This is a genomic window from Kitasatospora sp. NPDC056783 (assembly GCF_042789895.1).
GTDB lineage: Bacteria > Actinomycetota > Actinomycetes > Streptomycetales > Streptomycetaceae > Kitasatospora.
Genome location: NZ_JBHUAF010000128.1, coordinates 1 through 20,670, shown reverse-complemented (window position 1 = coordinate 20,670; position 20,670 = coordinate 1). Strand labels below are relative to the sequence as shown.

Here is a 20,670-nt window from a genome sequence, read left to right as displayed (position 1 = left end):
GCCGGAGCCCGAGGAGCCCGCGCGCGGCGGGCGGCGGCGGGGGCAGCTGCTTCTTGCGCCGGCTGCCGATGATGAGCCCGCCGAGCGCGCCGAGCACGACCACGGCGATGACTACAGCAAGGATGACGATGTCCATAACCCGACCAGTATCGGCTCTGGCGGGCGTAGGTGCCGTCCCGGGCGAGCAGTTCGGTGTGGGTGCCGTCCTCCACCACCCGGCCGTGGTCCAGCACGACCACCCGGTCGGCGCGTTCGGCGGTGGTCAGCCGGTGGGCGATGACCAGGGTGGTCCGACCGCCGCTGAGCCGGTCCGCGGCCTGGTTGACCGCCGCTTCGGTGGCCAGGTCGAGGGCCGCGGTGGCCTCGTCGAGCAGCAGGACGTCCGGGTCGACCAGTTCGGCCCGGGCCAGCGCGATCAGCTGGCGCTGACCGGCCGAGAGGTTGCGCCCGCGTCCGGCCACCTCGTGGTCGTAGCCGCCCGAGAGGCGGACGATCATGTCGTGCGCGCCGACCGCCCGGGCCGCCGCCTCCACCTCGGCCCCCGTGGCCTCCGGCCGTCCGTACGCGATCGCCTCGCGGACCGTGCCCGCGAACAAGTACGCCTCCTGCGGCACCACGCCCAGGCGGTGGCGGTACTGCGCCAGGTCGTAACGGGTGAGGTCGACCCCGTCCACCCGGACGGTGCCCTCCGTCGCGTCGTAGAACCGGGCGACCAGCTTCACCAGTGTCGACTTGCCGGCGCCGGTCTCGCCGACCAGCGCCACCGTCTGCCCGGCCGGGATGTGCAGGTCCACGCCGCTCAGCACGGTCGGGGCGCCGCCCTCGCCACCGTTGTAGGCGAAGCCGACCCCCTCGAAGGAGATCTCGCCGCGCAGCCCACCGGTCACCGGGACCGGGTCGGCCGCCTCGGCGGTGGTGGTCGGGGTGCGCAGCAGCTCACGGATGCGGCCGAGGCCCACCGAGGCCTGCTGGTAGCCGTCGAACACCTGGGACAGCTGGTTGACGGGCGCGAAGAACAGGTCGATGTAGAGCAGGTACGCGACCAGCGCGCCGACCGTCAGCGTCCCGGCGTCGACCCTGGCCGCACCGACGATCAGCACCAGCGCGGCGGCCACGCTGGAGAGGAACTGGACGAACGGGAAGTAGAGCGAGATGTAGAGCTGGGCGCGGACCCGGGCCTCGCGGTAGGCGATGCCGCGGGCCACGAAGCGGTCGGTGTTGGTGTCCAGGCGGCGGAACGCCTGGACGATCCGCATGCCGGCCACGTTCTCCTGGAGATCGGCGTTGACGGCGCTGATCAGGTCGCGGGAGCGCTCGTACTGGTCCTTGGACTTCCTGCGGAACACCAGGGTCGCGATCACCAGCAGCGGCAGCACGGCGAAGACCACCAGGGCCAGGCCGGCGTCGATGATCAGCAGGGCGGCGAAGATCCCGGCGAAGGTCAGCAGGCTGACCACCGCGGTGACCATGCCGGTCTGGAGGAAGGAGGTCAGCGAGTCCAGGTCGGTGGTCATCCTGGTCATGATCCGGCCGGTCAGCTCGCGCTCGTAGTAGTCCAGGCCGAGCCGGTTGAGGTGCGCGAAGATCTTGAGCCGGAGCGTGTAGAGGACTCGCTCGCCGGTACGGCCGCTGACCCGGTTCTCCTGGGTCTGCACCGCCCAGTCCAGCAGGACCACGACGAGCGCGATGAGCGCGGCCACCGCGACGCCGGACATCAGGCCCTTGCGGACGCCCTCGTCGATGCCGTGCCGGATCAGCACCGGCAGCACCAGTCCGGCCGCCGCGTCCAGGGCGACCAGCAGGAGCGCGACGAGCAGCGGGGCACGGAAGGGGCGCAGCAGGCGGCGCAGGGTGAAGTCCGGGTCCCCGGCCTCGGCCTCGGCCCGGGGGACGCCCGGAGTGTCGTCGGCCGGCGGGAGCGTGGCGACCTTGGCCAGCAGGTCGGGGTCGGCGGTGCGGGCGGCCTTGACCAGGGCGGGGGTGGGGAGGGCGGGAGCGGTGTCGGCGGGGGGCGGCGTCGGCGCGGCGGGGCGGCTGCCGGTGTGGCGGCTGCCGGTGTGGCGGCTGCCGGTGTGGCCGGGGGCCTGCCCGGGGGTCCGCTCGTCGGACTTTCCGACGGGCTTCTCGTCGAACTCTTCGCCGGACTTCTCGTCGGGCTCTTCGAGGGCCGGGGACGGGGTGGTGTGGTCGGCCTCGGGGTCGGTGATCAGGGCCCGGTACCGGGGACATCGGGCTTCGAGTTCCTCGTGCGTTCCGAGGTCCAGCAGCCGGCCGCGGTCCAGGACGGCGATCCGGTCGGCGAGTTGGAGGGTCGAACGGCGGTGGGCGATCAGCAGCGTGGTGCGGCCGGTCATCACCGAGCGCAGCGCGTCGTGGATCTCCGCCTCGATCTGCGGGTCCACCGCGGAGGTGGCGTCGTCCAGCAGCAGGATGCGGGGGTCGGTGAGGATCGCCCGGGCCAGCGCGATGCGCTGGCGCTGGCCGCCGGAGAGGGTCAGGCCCTGCTCGCCGACCTTGGTGTCGTACCCGTCCGGCAGCGCGCGGACGAACTCGTCGGCCTGGGCGGCGCGGGCGGCGGCGACCACCTGCTCGTCCGTGGCGTCCGGGCGGCCGTAGGCGATGTTGGTGCGCACCGACTCGGAGAAGAGGAAACTCTCCTCCGGGACGATGCCGACCGCCGCGCGGACCGAGTCCAGGGTGAGGTCGCGCAGGTCGTGGCCGTACAGGCGGACGGTGCCGGCGGCGGGGTCGTAGAAGCGGGGCACCAGCTGGGCCACCGTCGACTTGCCGGAGCCGGAGGCGCCGACCAGGGCGAGGGTCTCGCCGGGGGCCAGCGTCAGGCTCAGGCCGTGCAGGACGGGGGCGGGGTGCTCGGGGTCGTAGCGGAACTCGACCCGGTCGAACTCCAGGGCGACGTCGGGGGTGCGCGGACCGACGGTGGTGCGCGGGCCCGCCGTGGCGCGCAGGTCCGGGGTGGTGGTGCCGGAGGCGTCCGGGGCGGGCACCGCGAGGGGGTGCTCCGGGGCTCCGGCCCGGGTGTCGCCGTGCGTGAGATCCAGGGTGAGGGCGTCCGGACGCTCCTGGACCAGCGGGCGCTCGTCGATCAGTTGCAGGACCCGCTCGACGCCGGCCCGGGCCTGCTGGCCGACGGTGATGACCATGGTCAGCATCCGGACCGGGCCGGTCATCTGCGCGACGTAGGTGGAGAAGGCGACGAAGGTCCCGAGCGTGACCCGGCCGTCGACGGCCAGCCAGCCGCCGAAGGCGAGGACGCCGACCTGGGCGAGCGCGGGGATCGCCTGCATCGCCGGGTTGTAGCGGGCGTTGAGCCGGATCGACCGGAGCCGGGCGGCGAAGAGGTTGCGGGACGCCGTCTCCAGCTTGTCGAGCTCCTGCGCCTCCTGGCCGAAGCCCTTGACCACGCGGACGCCGCCGATCGCGCCGTCCACCACGCCCGCCACGGCGGCCGCCTCCTGTTGGGCGGCCCAGGTGGCGGGGAAGAGCCGTTTGCGGCTGAGCACCGAGACCCACCACAGCGCGGGGGCCATGACCAGGGCGATCAGGGTGAGCGGCGGGGACAGCCAGATCATCACGGCCAGCGACATGACGAACATCAGCAGGTAGCCGGTCATCATCGGCAGCATCGAGAGCAGGCCGTTGACCAGTTGGAGGTCGGAGGTCGCGCGCCCGATCACCTGACCGGTGTCGAGCCGGTCCTGGCGGTGACCGTCGAGCCGGCCGAGCGAGCGGAACAGGTCGCTGCGCATGTCGTGCTGGACGTCGAGTGCGAGCTGGCCGCCGTAGTAGCGGCGGACCTGGGTGCAGCCGAACACCACGAGGGCCGCGAGCAGCAGCACCACGGCCCAGGGGGCCAGCGAGCGGGTGCCGGCGACGATGACGTCGTCGATGATCAGCTTGGTGACCAGCGGCACCAGCGCGGTGACGGCCATGCCGAGGAGCGAGGCGCCGAAGGCCAGCAGCAGGCTGCGGCGGGACCGCCAGCTGTAGCCGACCAGGCGACGCAGCCAGCCGGGCGTCTGCGCTCGATCGGCGGGGAGCGCGGCGGACGCGGCCGCGGCGGCGCGGTCGGTCCCGGGCCGCGGGCTGTCGACGGGGACCCCCGGAGTCGGGCCGGGGGCCGGGGGGCCGCTCGGGGATTGCTCCACCGTGGATCCGTGAGTCTCAGGCATATTTAGGGATGCTAACCATTTCGTCGGGTGGCCGCCACGACGTTTCCGACCCGGGTGGGTTCGGGTCGGACCGGGGCAGCCCGGATCGTCCGGTCCGGTGGACTGGCCAACAGCCTGCCGCCTGCGGTGATTCCCGCAGACACCCGCGCGACCCACTCCCACCCGACCACTTCCAGGGTCGCCGACGGCGCGCCGAACGCCCAGCGGCCACGGGCGTACGAGTGCCGTCCTTTGGGCCTAAGCCCACGCCCGCGCCCGACCCCATGGGGAGGCGACACCGGGGAGGCGGCAGAGGCGACACCGGGAGGTCCCCCTGACGCCCCGGGGCCGGACACCGCCGGGGCTGCGCCGGTCGGGGCCCGGCTCAGCCCTCCGCCGCCACCGGGCCGCCACCGGGGGCGGCGGCCGAGCCCGCGGCCGCCGCGAACGCACCATGGGCGAGGGCGTGGAGCAGGGCGGCCATGCCGTCGCGCTGGAGAGCGGAGCGCTCGCCCTGGTCGGGGTTCGGGCCGAGGCTGTGCGGGGTCGAGTTGATCAGGCCGAACACGGCGTGCACGGTGGCCCGCGCCACCGGCTCGGCGGCGGGTTCGGCCAGTGGCGGGTAGGCCTGCCGGACCACGTCGACCCACAGCTCGACGTAGCCGCGCTGGAGGCGGCGGACGGTGCGCCGGTCCTCCTCCTTGAGGTTCAGCAGCTCGCGGTCGTGCAGGGTGATCAGGTCCCGGTCGCCCAGGGCGAAGTCGACGTGGCCGCTGATCAGCGCGTCCAGCGTGGCGGCCGGGCCGTCGCCACCACTCGCCCGGCGGCGCCCCTCCTCCAGCAGGCGCTCACTGATGCCGATCAACAGGTCGGCGAGCATCGCGTCCTTGCCGGCGAAGTGGCGGTAGAGCCCGGGACCGCTGATCCCGACGGCCTTGCCGATCTCGTCCACGCCCACACCGAGGAAGCCCCGGGCGGCGAACAGCCTGGCGGCCTCCCGACGGATCTGGTCACGGCGCGGGAGTGCGGAGGCTGCGGGGACGTTCGGCATGCCGTCCATCGTAGACAGTCGGGTTATCGACCGTTAACCTGGGGCTCGTAAGTTAACGTTAATTAACGTGGCGATCACGGGCGGCCCGCATCCGGCCGCCCACCTGGTGCCGAGGGCAAGGGAGCTCTTGGGAATGGTCATCTCAACCACCGGCGCACCCAACGGCGTCCGGCTCAGCACGGCGACCGGCACGGCGGCACCCGGTGCCGCGCCCTCCGCCGCCGCACCGGCACCCCGGCTCGGCAGCTCCGCCGACCCGGGATCCGAGGCCTACCGCGCCAACACCGAGGCGCACCGGGCCCTGGTCGCCGAGCTGCGCGCGAAGCTCGACGCCGCCGCCCTGGGCGGCGGCGCCAAGGCCCGCGCCCGGCACACCGCCCGTGGCAAGCTCCTGCCCCGCGACCGGGTGGACACCCTGCTCGACCCGGCCTCCCCCTTCCTGGAGCTGGCCCCGCTGGCCGCCGACGGGATGTACGACGGCGCGGCACCCGCGGCCGGGGTGATCGCCGGCGTCGGCAGGGTCGCCGGGCGCGAGGTGGTGGTGGTCGCCAACGACGCCACCGTCAAGGGCGGCACCTACTACCCGATGACGGTGAAGAAGCACCTGCGCGCCCAGGAGGTCGCACTGGAGAACCGGCTGCCCTGCGTCTACCTGGTCGACTCCGGCGGCGCCTTCCTCCCGATGCAGGACGAGGTCTTCCCGGACCGCGACCACTTCGGCCGGATCTTCTACAACCAGGCCAGGCTCTCCGCCGCGGGCATCCCGCAGATCGCCGCCGTGCTCGGCTCGTGCACGGCCGGCGGCGCGTACGTCCCGGCGATGAGCGACCAGTCGGTGATCGTCCGCGACCAGGGCACGATCTTCCTCGGCGGTCCACCGCTGGTGAAGGCCGCGACCGGCGAGGTGGTCACGGCCGAGGAGCTGGGCGGCGGCGAGCTGCACTCCCGCACCTCGGGCGTGACGGACCACCTGGCCGAGGACGACGCCCACGCCCTCTCCATCGTGCGCACGATCGTCGCCGGGCTCGGCCCGCGCGAGGCCAAGCCGTGGCCGCTCACCCCGGTCGAGCCGCCGGCCGTCGACCCGGCGGGCCTGTACGGGGCCGTGCCGGTCGACCCGCGCACGCCCTACGACGTGCGGGAGGTGATCGCCCGCCTGGTGGACGGCAGCCGGTTCGCCGAGTTCAAGGCCGAGTACGGCGCGACCCTGGTCACCGGCTTCGCCCGGATCCACGGCCACCCCGTCGGCATCGTCGCCAACAACGGCGTGCTGTTCTCCGAGTCGGCCGTCAAGGGCGCCCACTTCATCGAGTTGTGCGACCAGCGGGGCATTCCCCTCCTCTTCCTCCAGAACATCACCGGGTTCATGGTCGGCCGGCAGTACGAGGCGGGCGGCATCGCCAAGCACGGCGCCAAGATGGTCAACGCCGTCGCCTGCACCCGCGTCCCGAAGCTGACCGTGGTGATCGGCGGCTCGTACGGAGCCGGCAACTACTCGATGTGCGGCCGGGCCTACTCACCTCGCTTCCTGTGGATGTGGCCGGGCGCCAAGATCTCGGTGATGGGCGGCGAGCAGGCGGCCTCCGTCCTCGCCACCGTCCGCCGCGACCAGCTGGAGGCGCACGGCGAGCAGTGGCCGGCCGAGGCGGAGGAGGAGTTCAAGCGCCCCGTCCGCGAGCAGTACGAGCACCAGGGCAACGCCTACTACGCCACCGCCCGGCTCTGGGACGACGGGGTGATCGACCCGATGGACACCCGCACCGTGGTCGGTCTCGCCCTCACCGCCTGCGCCAACGCCCCGCTGGCACCACCCGCCCCGTACGGCGTCTTCCGCATGTAGCCCGTCCCGGCGTCGCTCCCGCGTCCGTGGCCCCTCCCTTCCGGTCCCTTCCGGGTGCGACTCCCCTCGGCGCCGGCCCCCCCGGGCCGGCGCCCCGACCGCCCACCGCCACCTCCTTCGTACGGCTCCCCTCGACCCGGAGGAACGCCTCCCATGTTCGACACAGTTCTGGTCGCCAACCGCGGCGAGATCGCCCTCCGGGTGATCCGCACCCTGCGGCGGCTCGGTGTCCGCTCGGTCGCCGTGTTCAGCGACGCGGACGCCGACGCGCCGCACGTCCGCGAGGCCGACGTCGCGGTCCGGCTCGGCCCGACCGACCGCAGCGACAGCTCGGCGGCCGAGACCTACCTGCGGATCGACCAGATCCTGGCCGCCGCCCGCCGCACCGGCGCCCAGGCCGTCCACCCCGGCTACGGCTTCCTCGCCGAGAACCCCGGCTTCGCCCGCGCCTGCGCCGACGCGGGCCTCGTCTTCATCGGACCACCTCCCGGTGCGGTCGAGCTGATGGGCGACAAGATCAATGCCAAGGAGGCCGTCCGGGCCGCCGGCGTCCCGGTGGTGCCCGGCAGCCAGGCCACCGCGCCCACCGACGAGGACCTCGTCGCCGCCGCCGACGAGATCGGTTACCCGGTGCTGCTCAAGCCGTCCGCCGGCGGCGGCGGCAAGGGCATGCGTCTCGTGCGGGACCGCGCCGACCTGCCCGCCGAGATCGCCGCCGCCCGCCGCGTCGCCCGCACCGCCTTCGGCGACGACACCCTGCTGCTGGAGCGCTGGGTCGACCGGCCGCGCCACATCGAGGTGCAGGTACTGGCCGACGCCCACGGCACCACCGTCCACCTCGGCGAGCGCGAGTGCAGCCTCCAACGCCGCCACCAGAAACTGATCGAAGAGGCTCCCTCCGTTCTGCTCAATGCCGAGACCCGTGCCGCCATGGGCGCCGCGGCCGTCCGCGCCGCGGAGTCCTGCGGCTACACCGGCGCCGGCACCGTGGAGTTCATCGTCCCCGGCATCGACCCGGACGCTCCCGCCTCCGCCTCCGCCTCCGAAGGGGTGCGGGACTTCTTCTTCATGGAGATGAACACCCGTCTCCAGGTGGAACACCCCGTCACCGAGCTAGCCGTCGCGGTCGGCGCGGACGAAGCCCGGCTCGACCTGGTCGAGTGGCAGCTGCGCGTCGCCGCCGGCGAAACGCTCTCCTTCTCCCAGTCCGACATCTCCTTCCTGGGCCACGCCATCGAGGCCCGCATCTGCGCCGAGGACCCGGAACGGGACTTCCTGCCCACCGGCGGCCGCATCCTCACCCTGGACGAGCCCCGCGGCGAGGGCATCCGCGTCGACTCCGGAGTGGCCCCCGGAACCGTCGTCACCAGCGCCTACGACCCCATGCTCGCCAAGGTCATCGCGTACGGGCCCGACCGCCCGACCGCGCTGCGCCGCCTCCGCGCGGCGCTGGCCGACACCCGCATCCTGGGCGTCACCACCAACACCGGCTTCCTGCGCCGACTGCTCGCACACCCCGAGGTCGCCGCCGGCCGGCTGGACACCGGCCTGGTGGAGCAGACGGCCCAGGAGCAGCCGGCCCTGCTCGCCGCGCCGTACTCCCCCGCGAACGCGGCCGGCACGGACGCGACCACGCCGGACGCACCCGCGGCGGCCGAACCGGCGCCACCCGCTCACCTCCTCTACTACGCGGCCGCGCTGGCGCGGCACCTGGACCTCACCCCGGCAGCCGACCCCGACGGCTGGACCGACCCGTTCTCCCTTCCCTCCGGCTGGCGCCTGGGCGGCACTCCCGCCTGGACCACCCACCGACTCCGAACCCCCGGCCAGGACCCGGTGGCGGTGCGCGTCCGTTCGATCACTGCGGGCAACGTAGCCGATGCCACTGACAATTCCGCCGGGCTCACCCGCGAGGTGGACCTCCGGCTCGACGGGGGCCCCGCGCACCGGGCCCGCGCGACCCTGGCCGGCGACCGGCTGCACCTGACCGTCGACGGCCTCCAGACCACGTTCTCGCTGGCCACCGACACCACCCCCGGCCTCACCGCCGGCCCGGTGACCTGGCTGGGCATCGAGGGCGACGCCTGGCCGCTGCACGCCTACGACCCCGTGGTCGAGAGCGCCACCGGGGCCGGCGCGCACCACGGCGCGCTGACCGCCCCGATGCCCGGCACCGTCACCGTCGTCAAGACCACGGCGGGCGAGACGGTCCGCAAGGGCCAGCCCCTGCTCGTGCTGGAGGCCATGAAGATGGAGCACGTGATCGCCGCACCGCACGACGGCGTGGTCGCCGAACTGCGGGCCACCGCCGGCGCCACCGTCGCGATGGAGGACCTGCTGGTCGTGGTCGCCCCGGTCGAGGACACCGCGGCCGCGCCGGCCGCCGCCTCCGTCGAGCCCGCGGAGGTGCGGTCGTGACCGCCCCCGCCCCCGCCCCCGCCCCGGCCCCGGCCCCCGCCCGCGAGCCCGACGCCCTCGATCTGGGCCTGCCCGATCCGGTCCGCGCCGCCGGGCTGCCCGAGGAGGTCCGGATCCACGAGGTCGGGCCGCGCGACGGCCTGCAGAACGAGAAGTCCCTGGTACCGGCCGAGGTCAAGGCCGAGTTCATCACCCGGCTCGCGGCGGCCGGCCTGCGCGCGGTCGAGACCACCAGCTTCGTTCACCCGAAATGGGTACCGCAGCTGGCCGACGCCGAGGAGCTGCTCCCCCGGCTCGCCGACCTGCCGGAGCGCCACCCCGGCCTGCGGCTGCCGGTGCTGGTGCCGAACGAGCGCGGCCTGGACCGCGCGCTCGCCCACCACGCCTCCGACATCGCGGTGTTCGCCAGCGCCACCGAGACCTTCGCCCGCCGCAACCTCAACCGCTCGGCGGACGAGGCCATGGCGATGTTCCGCCCGGTCGTGGCCCGGGCCGTCGAGGCCGGGGTCGCGGTCCGCGGCTACCTCTCGATGTGCTTCGGCGACCCGTGGGAGGGCCCCGTCCCCGTCGACCAGGTGGTCCGGTACGGCGTGCGGCTGCTGGAACTGGGCTGCGCGGAGCTGAGCCTCGGCGACACCATCGGGGTGGCCACCCCGGGCCAGGTCGCCGCCCTGCTGGCGGGCTTCGCCCGGGCCGGCGTCCCGGTCGACCGGCTCGCCGTGCACTTCCACGACACCTACGGCCAGGCGCTCAGCAACACCCTGGCGGCGCTGCGCGAGGGCGTCACCACGGTGGACGCCTCGGCGGGCGGCCTGGGCGGCTGCCCGTACGCGAAGAGCGCCACCGGCAACCTGGCCACCGAGGACCTGGTCTGGATGCTGCACGGGCTCGGCATCCGGACCGGCGTCGACCTGCGCGCCCTCGTCGCCACCAGCGGCTGGATGGCCGAGCGCCTCGGCCGGCCGAGTCCCTCCCGCACCGTCCAGGCGCTGCTCGGCGCCGCCCGGGGCTGACCCGGGCCCCGCTTCCGGCGCCGGCCGCCCTGTGGTCCGGCCGGCGCCGTCCACCACGTTCATCGTTCGACGTCCATCCCTCAATCGCACCGTGCGACCGTCATACCGTCCGACGGGCGCCGGTCAACCCGCTCACGTCCGCGGCCGACCCGGCCGGGCGCCAGGAGGATCACCGTGTTCGACCACCGGCTCAGCAACGAGTACGAGGAACTGCGACGCACCGTCGCCGAGTTCGCCCAGGACGTGGTGGCGCCGAAGATCGGCGAGTACTACGAGCGGGAGGAGTTCCCCTACGAGATCGTCCGGGAGATGGGGCGGATGGGGCTCTTCGGCCTGCCCTTCCCGGAGGAGTACGGCGGCATGGGCGGCGACTACTTCGCCCTCGGCATCGCCCTGGAGGAACTCGCCCGCGTGGACTCCTCGGTGGCGATCACCCTGGAGGCCGCCGTCTCGCTCGGCGCGATGCCGATCCACCGGTTCGGCACCGAGGAGCAGAAGCGCGAGTGGCTGCCCCGGCTGACCTCCGGCGAACTCCTCGGCGCCTTCGGGCTCACCGAGCCGGAGGGCGGCTCGGACGCGGGGGCCACCCGCACCACGGCGCGCTACGACGAGGCCACCGACGAGTGGGTCATCAACGGCACCAAGTGCTTCATCACCAACTCCGGCACCGACATCACGGGCCTGGTCACCGTCACCGCCCTCACCGAGCCGATCGCTCGTTCGAGTGAAGAAGGCGAATTCCGCTCGCCTGTGCGGGAGATCTCCTCCATCATCGTGCCCACCGGGACCCCCGGCTTCCAGGTCTCGAAGAAGTACTCGAAGGTCGGGTGGAACGCGTCCGACACCCGCGAACTGTCCTTTACCGACTGCCGTGTTCCCGCGGCCAACCTGCTGGGCGAGCGTGGCCGAGGCTACGCCCAGTTCCTGCGGATCCTCGACGAGGGCCGCATCGCGATCGCGGCCCTGGCCACCGGCCTGGCCCAGGGCTGTGTCGACGAGTCCGTGAAGTACTCCGGCGAGCGCCGGGCCTTCGGCCGGCCGATCGGCGCCAACCAGGCCATCCAGTTCAAGCTTGCCGACATGGAGCTGCGCGCCCACACCTCCCGCCTGGCCTGGCGGGACGCCGCTTCCCGGCTGCTGCACGGCGAACCGTTCAAGAAGGAGGCCGCGATCGCGAAGCTGTACTCGTCCGAGGCCGCCGTCGACAACGCCCGCGAGGCGACCCAGATCCACGGCGGGTACGGCTTCATGAACGAATTCCCGGTCGCCCGCTTCTGGCGCGACTGCAAGATCCTGGAAATCGGGGAGGGCACGTCTGAAGTCCAGCGCATGCTCATCGCCCGGGAGCTCGGCGTCAATTCGTGACGGCCGGTTCGTGACGGCCGGTTCGTGACGGTCAGTTCATGACAGTCAGTTCATGACTGCCACTGCCTGGCGGCCACCTCCTGAGCCGCACTCCCCGGGGCGACGCAGCACTCGACGCAAAGCTCGACGCGACGCTGAGTGCACCACGCAACCCGACCTGCCGCGAGGCGAGTTGGGCAGCCGGTGCGGCAGAGGAGGCATCAGGAGGACCAGTCAGTCGGCGACTTCGGGAGAAGCCGCAGGAACCCGGACCTCAGGGGATCACGATCACCGGGCGGTTGGCCCGCCGCGCCAGCCGCCCGGAGACCGAGCCGAAGATCTTGCCGAGCAGGCCGTGCGTCGTGCCGACGACGATCGCGTCGGCCGCGTACTCACGGCCGACCTCCTCGATCTCGTGGCAGATGTCCCCGCCGCGCTCGATCAGGACCCACGGCACCCCGGTCAGGAAGTCCGCGCAGGCGAGTTCCAGGCCGAGGACCTCGGTCCGATGGTCGGGAAGGTCGACGAAAACAGGCGGCTCGCAGCCGGCCCAGACCGTGGCCGGCAGGCGGTTGGCGACGTGCACGATGACCAGGCCGCACTGCGAACGGCGCGCCATGCCGACGGCATAGGCGAGGGCGCGCTCGCTCGACAGTGAGCCGTCGAAGCCGACCACCACGCCGTGCTGGAACACCGGGTCGAGGGACGGCGCCGGGGTGTCCTGCCCGGCCGGTTCGGCATGCCTGCCCAGCGGACCGGCCGCGCCGGAGTCCGTCCCCGGACGCTCGGCGCCTGGGCCCAGCCGGCCCGTCATAGGAGACCTCGCGGGGTCGCTCGGGGACTCACCACGCCGCTGGCGGGGCCCTGGGCGGTCACGGCGCGCCAGGCTGCCCCGGCGGGCGAGGCCGCGCAGAGCGCGCGCGAAGCCCTGGGGGCCGTCGAGGCCCGCTCCGGGCTCCTCCGGCTCTCCTGGTTCCCTTGGCTGTACGGCGTCGGCCCTCCGGTCCGTCCCGGCCGCCCCGTCCGTCCGGGCGTCGGCCTCCGCGACGGCATCGGCCCGCTCGCGGTCCGCCCGTCCGGCCGGGATGCGCCCCGGGGCCTCGGCGTGAGCATCGACTTCGGTGTGCGCGTCGACGTGCCCGTCGGCAGTCCCGACCGCGCTGTCATCCGCGCCGCCGTCCGTACGGCCGTCCGTACGGCCGTCGCGCTGCCCGCCGTCGTCGACATCGCCGACGATGGAGCGGTCGCCTCCGCTTCCGCCGTCGCCTCGGCGGTCCGCACGAACGTCGGCCCGGCCGTCCGGGCGATCGGAGGCAGGCCCACCGGCAGGACCCACACTGCGGGATGCGTCCGGATCAACCGGTCGGGGAGGCTCAAAACCAGCCATGGCTCACGGCTCTTCGATGGAGAGGGGCCGACAGGAGAGGAGAACAACGCTGCCCGGGCAGCAGGCCCGCCCACGGGATGACGTCGGTCTGCGACGCGCAGCACCGTATGTGACCTGTTCCTTTCAGAGTACGACGGGGCATGGGGCCCAGCCCAGCGGCGAAGCCCCGGAGCGACGTTGTTCCCGCGAAAGAGGGATGCGCCCGCCGAGGCCGTGCGCCCCGTCCACGAGCGATCGCGCCCCCTTCGGAAAGGAGGTTCCCTGGAGCTTGACTGAGTGGACCGGGCGACGCAACAGCCCCCCGGGACACCGTGACCGGACTGTCATGGATCGGCGACGATCCGTTGCGGGGTGTCGCGAACCGTGACGTCCGAGCGGCCCCGACAGCCGCAGCCGTTCCGGGCGCCACCGCCCGCCACAGGCCCGCGGAGGCCGTTTCGGCCACTCCCTACGGCTTCGCGACGCCGTGTGGCATTTGCCAGGTGCATAGGCGCCACCGCTGGCACCATGCTCGGCATGCCCCTGCTCCTGTTCGACCTCGACAACACCCTGTTGCCCCGGGACGCCGCCTACCGGGCCTGGGCGCAGGACTTCCTGTCCGAACACGACCTCCCACCCGGCGACCTCGACTGGTTCGTCACCCTCGACGGCGGCGGCTACGTACCGCGCAGCACCGTACTGTCGGCGGTCCGGCGGCGCTACGGCCTGGACGTCTCCGCCGACTTCCTGTCCGCCCACTACCGACGCGGCATCAACTCCCACATCCACTGCCCGCCCCACCACATCGAGGCGCTGCGGGCCGCCCGGGCGGCGGGCTGGACGCTCGGGATCGTCAGCAACGGCGGCACCGGGCCGCAGTTGGAGAAGATCCGGCGGACCGGGCTGGGTCCGCTGGTCGACGGCTGGGTCATCTCCGAGGAGGCCGACTGCCTCAAACCCGACCCGTTGATCTTCGAGATGGCCGCGCAGCGGTGCGGCATCGTGCCCACCGGGGACTGGGCCGCCCACACCTGGATGATCGGGGACCACGCGCCCGCCGACATCGCCGGCGCCGAACTGGCCGGGCTGCGCAGCGTCTGGCTCCACCACGGCCGGCCGTGGGCGGAGAACGGCTACCGGCCGACGCTGAAGGCCGCCGGTCTGCCGGAGGCCGTCGGACAGGTGCTCGCCGCACGGAACGCGCCCTCGCCCCGACCGGGCGTCCACTCCGGCGGGCCGTTCCGGAAGGCGGCGGGCGGGTCGGACCGCGCGACGGCATCGGTCGGCGCACGGTCCGGCGCACGTCCCGCGGCAGCCGCCCTGAACGGCCCGGGTGCACCCGTTCCCGCGAACGGCGGGACACCCGGCGAACTCGTTCCCGCAGGCGGGCCGGGTGTCCGAAACCGATCCGGCGGGTTTGCCGTGATCGCCGAGGCCCGCACGGAGACCGCAGCCGGTCCCGGACCCCGGGCGTGCGGCGGGCCGGGCCCGACCGCGGTGTCGGCCGCCCAGTAGCGGCGACCCGTCCGCCCGCTCCCCACGGCGGTGCGGACCCCGACGCCCCGGGGCGCCCTAGGAACCCTCACCCTCGGCCCCGAACGCCGACCGGAAGCCCAGCCACACGCCCCGCTACGCCACACCACACCCCGCCGCACCACGCGGCCCCCGTCACACCCCCGCCGCCGGCCCGCCCCCGTTCCCCGTTCCCCGTTCCCCGTTCCCACCGTTCCCCCGTCCCGCGCTCCCTCGCCTCCGCCGACGTACGAGTCCGACAGGCCGACGCCCGTTCGGCGGACCCGAGTTCGGACGGAGGCGGTCCGGGACAACCGGGCCATCCGCGCGCCCGCGCCGCCGTCCCTCCTCTACTCCCCCGGCTCCGCCGACGTACGAGTCCACCAACAGGTCCGCGCCCGCTCGACGAAACCGAGCTTGCGGTAGAGCGGTTCACCGAGAGCGGTGGCGACCAGGGTGGCCGGGCGGTCCGGGTGCGCGTGCGCCAGGGCGGTCCGCAGGACGGCGCCGGCCACTCCCCGGCCGCGCTGGTCGGGCAGGGTCGCGACCCAGTACACGCCGGTGGCCCGGCCGTCGTCACAGGTGAGGCAGGTGCCCGCCGGCACGCCGTCGACGCGGCCGAGCCAGGCCCGCCAGCCGGGTACGTCCAGTAGTCCCGCCGGGAGGGCCTCGCCGCGCACCCAGGGCTGCCGGGCGGGCAGCGGGAAGCCCTCCACGATCGTCCGCTCGACCATCGCGAAGGTGTCGCCGTCCAGCGCCTCATCGACCGTCAGGACACCTTCCCCGCGCGCTTCCGGAACCGCGGGCAGGGCGGCGGGCGTGTCCTCCATCGGGCCCGGGTCCCGGACCATCACCGCCATGAGCGGCATCCGGGAGGCCCCGAGGCCGGAGAGGTCGAGTCCGCCGTACGGGTCCTCCACCGTGCAGCGCACGGTCGACCACTCGGCGAGGAGGTCCGCCAACTCCCCTTCCAGGGCGGCCGGTTCGTCGTAGGGGCGAGTCACCACGATGCGGTGCGCGTCGTCGGGGGTGCGGGCGCACCGGACGGCGGTCAGGCCCGGCCTGGTCCGGGACTGCCAGCCGTGGACGCGGGCCTGGGCGAGCCAGAAGGCGGCGGCGTTGTCGTTGGCCCGTTCGAGCCGGCGGTGGGTGTTCACGGCAGGACCGTAGCCCGGCCGTCCGGTTCCCGGTTCGGCCGTCTCAGGCTTGGCCGGATGAAGCCTGGGAGGCGCACGACTTCTCCCTGTGCGCCCCCTCGTGCACCGTCGACTTTCGGTCAATTTCGCACCGATCCCTCCCGCTTGGGCAAATCCGCAGCCCAGACCTGCCGGCCGGGCATGCCGGAGCCGGGCGCCCCGGGAGTGGTCCTGCGACAACCAGCCACCGTTGCCCCGGCCCTCTTCCCAGAAAGGTCGACGGGTGCCACGCTTCGTGATCGAATGCATCACGCCAAATTGCCATGTCGACATAGCGTCGGATGGTGAACTTGTCACAACGGCAACGGTCCACCCGATAGATTTCGATCTTGGCGAGCAGTGCCGCACCACCCACACCACACCACCGAGGGGGCTTGAGCGCCTTGAGCAGGGTGAGCAGGAGCGACGCGGGTCCTGACAGCGGCCAGGCGGCGGCCGGCAGCACAGGTCGGCCCGCGAGAAGCACCGGCACCTCCACCACCACCCGCACCTCCGGCACCCCGGGCGCCGCCTCGTACTCCTCATACCCAGCGGCGCCCTCCCCCGGGACGGGGCCCGGCTTCGGCCCCGGCGCGAACCCGGCCGGCGTCGAGCACGGCGCGGCGGCGTCCTACGGAGGCCACCCGCAGCACGGGGGGCAACCGCACGGGGGCCAGTCGTCCTTCGGCGGGCCGGCCTTCGGCGGACAGTCCGTCAGCCGAGGAGGTGTCAGTCCCGGCCAGACCTACGGCGGCGAGCACCCGGGCCATTCCGGCCATCCGGGCCACCCCGGCTACGGAGGCCATGCCGGTCACCCCGGCCACCCCAGTCACCTCGGCCACCCCGGCTACGGCGGCGCCCCTGGCCTGAACGGTGCCCCCGGACCCGCCTCCGGTCCGGGCGGCGGTCCGCTCGGCGGGCTCGCGCTCGGCACCGCTTCCGGCCACGGCCCGCTCGGCCACGGCGGGCCCGGCGCGAACGGCTCCCCGACCCCGGTGACGGCCTCCGCCCCGCGCAAGCTGTCCGGCCGGCGCCGCAGGGAGACCGTCGCGGTCCTGATCTTCGGCGGCGCCCCGATCTTCGAGAGCTCCATCCCGCTCTCCGTCTTCGGCGTCGACCGCCAGGACGCCGGGGTCCCCCGCTACCGCCTCCTGGTCTGCGCAGGGGAGGACGGTCCGCTGGCCACCACCGGCGGTCTGACCCTCTCCGCCCCGTACGGCCTGGAAGCACTCGCCCGGGCCGGCACGATCGTCGTACCGGCCTGGCGCTCGATCTCCCAGCCGCCACCGGTCGAGGCGATCACCGCCCTGCGCAAGGCCCACCACGAGGGCGCGCGGATCATCGGGCTCTGCACCGGTGCCTTCGTCCTGGCGGCCGCCGGTCTGCTCGACGGCCGCCCGGCGACCACCCACTGGATGTACGCGCCGACGCTGGCCAAGCGCTACCCACGGGTCCACGTCGACCCCCGCGAGCTGTTCGTCGACGACGGCGACGTACTCACCTCGGCCGGCACCGCGGCCGGCATCGACCTGTGCCTGCACGTGGTGCGCAGTGACCACGGCGCCGAGGCGGCCAACGCGCTGGCCCGCCGCCTGGTGGTGCCGAGCCGCCGCGGTGGCGGAGGACAGGCCCAGTACATCGATCAGTCTTTACCGGAGGAGATCGGCAACGACCCGCTGGCCGAGGTGGTCACCTGGGCGCTGGAGAACCTCAACCAGCAGTTCGACGTCGAGGTGCTGGCGGCTCGCGCGTACATGAGCCGGCGCACCTTCGACCGGCGGTTCCGCACGCTCACCGGCAGCGCGCCGCTGCAGTGGCTGATCACCCAGCGGGTGCTCCAGGCGCAGCGGCTGCTGGAGACCTCGGAACTGTCGGTGGACGACGTCGCGCGCCGTTGCGGGTTCCGTTCGCCGGTGGCGCTGCGCGGGCACTTCCGCCGCCAGCTCGGGGTCTCCCCGGCGGCGTACCGGACCAGCTACCGGTCCCGCCGTCCCGGGCAGCAGCCGCCCGCGCCGACCGGCGCGCTCGGCGACCTGCGGCTGTCCGGAGCGCTGCCGCACCCGGCGGCCGGGGCGGTCGCCCCGGTGGGCGGTCCGCTGTTCGGCGGGGCGCACGGCGTGCCGTCGGGCCAGCCGTTCCCGGCCGGTCCGGGGGCGCCCGTGCCGGTCGGGCCGCACGGTCAGCACGCGGGGCCGGGCGGTCACGGGCAGCCCGGCGGGTTCGGTCCGGGCCAGGCCGGGACGCCGGTCGGCCAGGGGTACCACGCCCGCGCCGGTCAGCCGTACCCGCACCAGCAGGCCACGCAGCAGTCGCACCCCGGGCAGCAGGGTGCGGCAGGCCGCGGGCCGGTGCGGCCGCCGGTGGTTCCGCCGCAGGCCGGGCCGGGGGCGGGGGCCGGGCGGCCGCCGCGCACCGCCGAGCACGCGGCGGCCGAGGACGGCCTCCCGCAGCCGGGAGCCCGCGGCCAGGGCCAGGGGCACCGGAGCCAGGTCGAACGGCTCGCGGACGAGCCGGGTGCGGCCGGCCGCGGTCACACCTCGGCCGCCGGACGGCTGTCGGCTCCGGGCGGGCAGCCGGGCTCCGGCCAGGGTGAGCTCCGCGGTCGCCAGGCGCGGACTCCGCAGGTCCGTGCCCAGGCCGGCCGCCCCGTGGCCGAGACCGTCCGGGCGGGCGAGACCGTCCGGGCGGCGCGCGACACCCGGACCGGACGGGACGGCCTCGCGGCCCGGACCGGCCGGGAGGGCGAGCGTCCGGACGGCCACGCCCCGCACGACGGGCCGGCGGAGCACCCGGCCGAGGCGCCCCGCTCCGCCCCACCGGTCCCCGCCGCGCGTGATCGCGCCGTAGGGTGAGTTGCGTGAATGACCGTTTGGTATGGATCGACTGTGAAATGACTGGCCTCGACCTCGACCGGGACGCCCTGGTCGAGGTCGCGGTGCTGGTGACGGACTCCGAGCTGAACATCCTCGGCGAGGGTGTGGACGTCATCATCCGGCCACCGGCGGAGGCGCTGGAGACCATGCCCGAGGTGGTGCGCGCGATGCACACCGCCTCCGGGCTGCTGGAGGAGCTGGAGCAGGGCGTGACCCTGGCCGAGGCCGAGGAGCGGGTGCTCGCCTACGTGCGCGAGCACGTGCCGGAGGCCGGGAAGACCCCGCTGTGCGGCAACTCGGTGGCCACCGACCGAGGCTTCCTGGCCCGGGACATGCCGGCCCTGGAGAAGCACCTGCACTACCGGATCGTGGACGTCTCCTCGATCAAGGAGCTGGCCCGCCGCTGGTACCCGAAGGCGTACTACAACAGCCCGCCGAAGGGCGGGAACCACCGGGCGCTCGCCGACATCCGGGAGAGCATCGACGAACTGCGGTACTACCGCGAGGCGGTGTTCGTCCCGCAGCCCGGACCGGACGCCGACACCGCGCGGGCGATCGCCGGGAAGTACCAGGCCCCGACGGACTGACCCCGACGGGCTTCCCCGACGGGCTTCCCCGACGGACCGGCCCCGACGGGCCGACTCCGGGGCCTGCCCGAAAGCCGGAGGGGGTGCCCGCGTTCGCCGGACGGAAACCCTGGCGCGAGCACCCTCTCGGATCCTGTAGAGTTCTTCTTGTCGGAACGGGAACGCGAGAGCGGGAACGGGCCGGACAGATGGTGGGTGTAGCTCAGTTGGTAGAGCACCTGGTTGTGGTCCAGGTGGCCGCGGGTTCGAGTCCCGTCACTCACCCCAGAGCCTGAGGGGCCGATCTCTTCAAGAGATCGGCCCCTCAGGCGTTTTCGCGTTCCCTCAGTCGCACGCCGCCTCAGTTGCGCGCCCCTCACGTCCGGATGTGCGCCGCCTCACACGTGCCCGGCGGTCCGGCTCTGCCGTCACCCCCTGCCGCAGGAAGCTACCGACAAGTAACATCATCGCCATGACCACTCCCACGATCGGCCAGATGCTCGACTCCACCGTGCCGATGGCGCACACCCTGAAGCTCGAGTACCTGGAGACCACTCCGGAGCGCGCCGTGCTCCGGCTGCCCGACCAGCCCGCGTACCACAACCACGTCGGCGGCCCGCACGCCGGCGCGATGTTCACGCTGGCCGAGTCCGCGAGCGGCTGCATCGTGCTCGCCGCCTTCGGCGACCAGCTGTCCCGGGCCGTGCCGCTCGCCGTGAACGCCGAGATCGCCTACAAGAAGCTCGCCATGGGCGAGGTCACCGCCACCGCCGTGCTCGGCCGCCCGGCCGCCGAGGTCGTCGCCGAGCTGGACGCCGGCGGCCGCCCCGAGTTCCCGGTCACCGTCGAGATCACCCGCGCCGACGGCGCCGTCACCGGCGTGATGACGGTCACCTGGACCCTGCGCCCCAACTCCTGACCGCCACGCGGTCGGTGGCCCCGGGAGCGCCGTCCCGGGGCCACCCGAACGATGACTTTCCGTGACGACGGACGGGGCACCGGGCGTGACCTCACCGCCCGGCTGCTCGTTCTCGATTCACGTGCGAGCCAATCACGCGACCAAGCCCCAGGAACCCGCCCCCCGCGGCGTCGCCGGTGCCCGCCGCGGGTTCGCCCGGTGGCTGCCCCGTCCCCGCGCTGCCGCGGCCGCGGGGGCCCTGCTCGCGCAGCTCTGGGGCTTCGGCGCCCCCGCGGCGTGCGCGGCCTCCACCGACCCGGCGCGGCACCCGTCCCGGCCCGCCGTCCGCCTCGCCCCGAACGGCGCGCCGACGCTCGGCCGGCCGCTGCTCGACGGACCCGCACTCGACGGGCAGTCAGCCGCACGCCCCGGGGGCTCGGGGCCG

Annotated in this window: 11 protein-coding genes, 1 tRNA gene and 3 pseudogenes; 11 read left to right on the top strand and 4 right to left on the bottom strand. The window is 74.1% G+C overall.

Going from position 1 to position 20,670, the window contains the following annotated elements; translation table 11 throughout:
- Together ACFRMQ_RS19735 and ACFRMQ_RS19730 are read right to left on the bottom strand one after the other, a co-directional pair.
- A partial coding sequence (locus tag ACFRMQ_RS19735) for an ABC transporter ATP-binding protein (RefSeq protein ID WP_380731768.1) occupies positions 1 to 4,190 on the bottom strand: 4,190 nt, incomplete at its 3' end.
- A gap of 364 nt (positions 4,191 to 4,554) precedes the next feature.
- On the bottom strand, positions 4,555 to 5,220 hold the full coding sequence (locus ACFRMQ_RS19730; RefSeq protein WP_380731767.1) for a TetR/AcrR family transcriptional regulator: 666 nt from the start codon (positions 5,218 to 5,220) through the stop codon (positions 4,555 to 4,557).
- 133 nt (positions 5,221 to 5,353) lie between these two features.
- Between ACFRMQ_RS19730 and ACFRMQ_RS19725 the strand changes: the two genes are divergently transcribed.
- The 4 genes from ACFRMQ_RS19725 to ACFRMQ_RS19710 all read left to right on the top strand — a co-directional run bounded on the left by ACFRMQ_RS19725 (position 5,354) and on the right by ACFRMQ_RS19710 (position 11,856).
- Positions 5,354 to 7,060, top strand: a complete 1,707-nt coding sequence (locus ACFRMQ_RS19725; protein ID WP_380731766.1) for a carboxyl transferase domain-containing protein — start codon at positions 5,354 to 5,356, stop codon at positions 7,058 to 7,060.
- 153 nt (positions 7,061 to 7,213) lie between these two features.
- Positions 7,214 to 9,478: an acetyl/propionyl/methylcrotonyl-CoA carboxylase subunit alpha gene (locus ACFRMQ_RS19720; protein WP_380731765.1), complete on the top strand. Its 2,265-nt coding sequence runs from the start codon at positions 7,214 to 7,216 to the stop codon at positions 9,476 to 9,478.
- 62 nt (positions 9,479 to 9,540) lie between these two features.
- Positions 9,541 to 10,491 (top strand): hydroxymethylglutaryl-CoA lyase, encoded by a 951-nt coding sequence (locus ACFRMQ_RS19715; protein WP_380731770.1) that lies wholly within the window; start codon positions 9,541 to 9,543, stop codon positions 10,489 to 10,491.
- 174 nt (positions 10,492 to 10,665) lie between these two features.
- The gene (locus ACFRMQ_RS19710) at positions 10,666 to 11,856 is read left to right on the top strand and encodes an acyl-CoA dehydrogenase family protein (protein WP_380731764.1); all 1,191 of its coding nucleotides are present in this window, start codon (positions 10,666 to 10,668) and stop codon (positions 11,854 to 11,856) included.
- Between the two features lie 253 nt (positions 11,857 to 12,109).
- Here ACFRMQ_RS19710 and ACFRMQ_RS19705 read toward each other — a convergent pair.
- Positions 12,110 to 12,541, bottom strand: a pseudogene (locus tag ACFRMQ_RS19705) (universal stress protein); the annotation flags it as partial.
- Positions 12,542 to 12,958: 417 nt separating this feature from the next.
- Between ACFRMQ_RS19705 and ACFRMQ_RS19700 the strand changes: the two are divergent.
- Positions 12,959 to 13,303, top strand: coding sequence for a hypothetical protein (locus tag ACFRMQ_RS19700; RefSeq protein ID WP_380731763.1), 345 nt, complete (start codon positions 12,959 to 12,961; stop codon positions 13,301 to 13,303).
- Between the two features lie 435 nt (positions 13,304 to 13,738).
- Positions 13,739 to 14,716: an HAD-IA family hydrolase gene (locus ACFRMQ_RS19695; RefSeq protein ID WP_380731762.1), complete on the top strand. Its 978-nt coding sequence runs from the start codon at positions 13,739 to 13,741 to the stop codon at positions 14,714 to 14,716.
- Between the two features lie 347 nt (positions 14,717 to 15,063).
- On the opposite strand, the gene ACFRMQ_RS19690 is transcribed toward ACFRMQ_RS19695, so the two are convergent.
- Positions 15,064 to 15,870: a GNAT family N-acetyltransferase gene (locus ACFRMQ_RS19690; protein ID WP_380731761.1), complete on the bottom strand. Its 807-nt coding sequence runs from the start codon at positions 15,868 to 15,870 to the stop codon at positions 15,064 to 15,066.
- Positions 15,871 to 16,883: 1,013 nt separating this feature from the next.
- Here ACFRMQ_RS19690 and ACFRMQ_RS19685 point away from each other — a divergent pair.
- The 5 genes and pseudogenes from ACFRMQ_RS19685 to ACFRMQ_RS19665 form a co-directional block, all read left to right on the top strand.
- Positions 16,884 to 17,891 (top strand): annotated as a pseudogene (locus ACFRMQ_RS19685) (helix-turn-helix domain-containing protein); the annotation flags it as partial.
- An 854-nt stretch (positions 17,892 to 18,745) separates the two neighbouring features.
- Positions 18,746 to 19,348 carry an oligoribonuclease gene (gene orn / locus ACFRMQ_RS19680; protein ID WP_380731760.1) on the top strand — a complete coding sequence of 201 codons (603 nt, stop codon included), beginning with the start codon at positions 18,746 to 18,748 and terminating at the stop codon, positions 19,346 to 19,348.
- Between the two features lie 191 nt (positions 19,349 to 19,539).
- Positions 19,540 to 19,615: transfer RNA gene (locus ACFRMQ_RS19675), tRNA-His, on the top strand.
- 184 nt (positions 19,616 to 19,799) lie between these two features.
- Entirely contained in the window at positions 19,800 to 20,246 is a 447-nt protein-coding gene (locus tag ACFRMQ_RS19670; protein ID WP_189919419.1) for a DUF4442 domain-containing protein, read from the top strand.
- A gap of 121 nt (positions 20,247 to 20,367) precedes the next feature.
- A pseudogene (locus tag ACFRMQ_RS19665) lies at positions 20,368 to 20,670 on the top strand (hypothetical protein); the annotation flags it as partial.

What these genes read in the sequence shown, in the direction of transcription:
- ACFRMQ_RS19730 (WP_380731767.1), bottom strand. Translation starts at nt 5,220, where the DNA reads ATGCCGAACGTCCCCGCAGCCTCCGCACTCCCGCGCCGTGACCAGATC.
- ACFRMQ_RS19725 (WP_380731766.1), top strand. Translation starts at nt 5,354, where the DNA reads ATGGTCATCTCAACCACCGGCGCACCCAACGGCGTCCGGCTCAGCACG.
- ACFRMQ_RS19720 (WP_380731765.1), top strand. Translation starts at nt 7,214, where the DNA reads ATGTTCGACACAGTTCTGGTCGCCAACCGCGGCGAGATCGCCCTCCGG.
- ACFRMQ_RS19695 (WP_380731762.1), top strand. Translation starts at nt 13,739, where the DNA reads ATGCCCCTGCTCCTGTTCGACCTCGACAACACCCTGTTGCCCCGGGAC.
- ACFRMQ_RS19670 (WP_189919419.1), top strand. Translation starts at nt 19,800, where the DNA reads ATGACCACTCCCACGATCGGCCAGATGCTCGACTCCACCGTGCCGATG.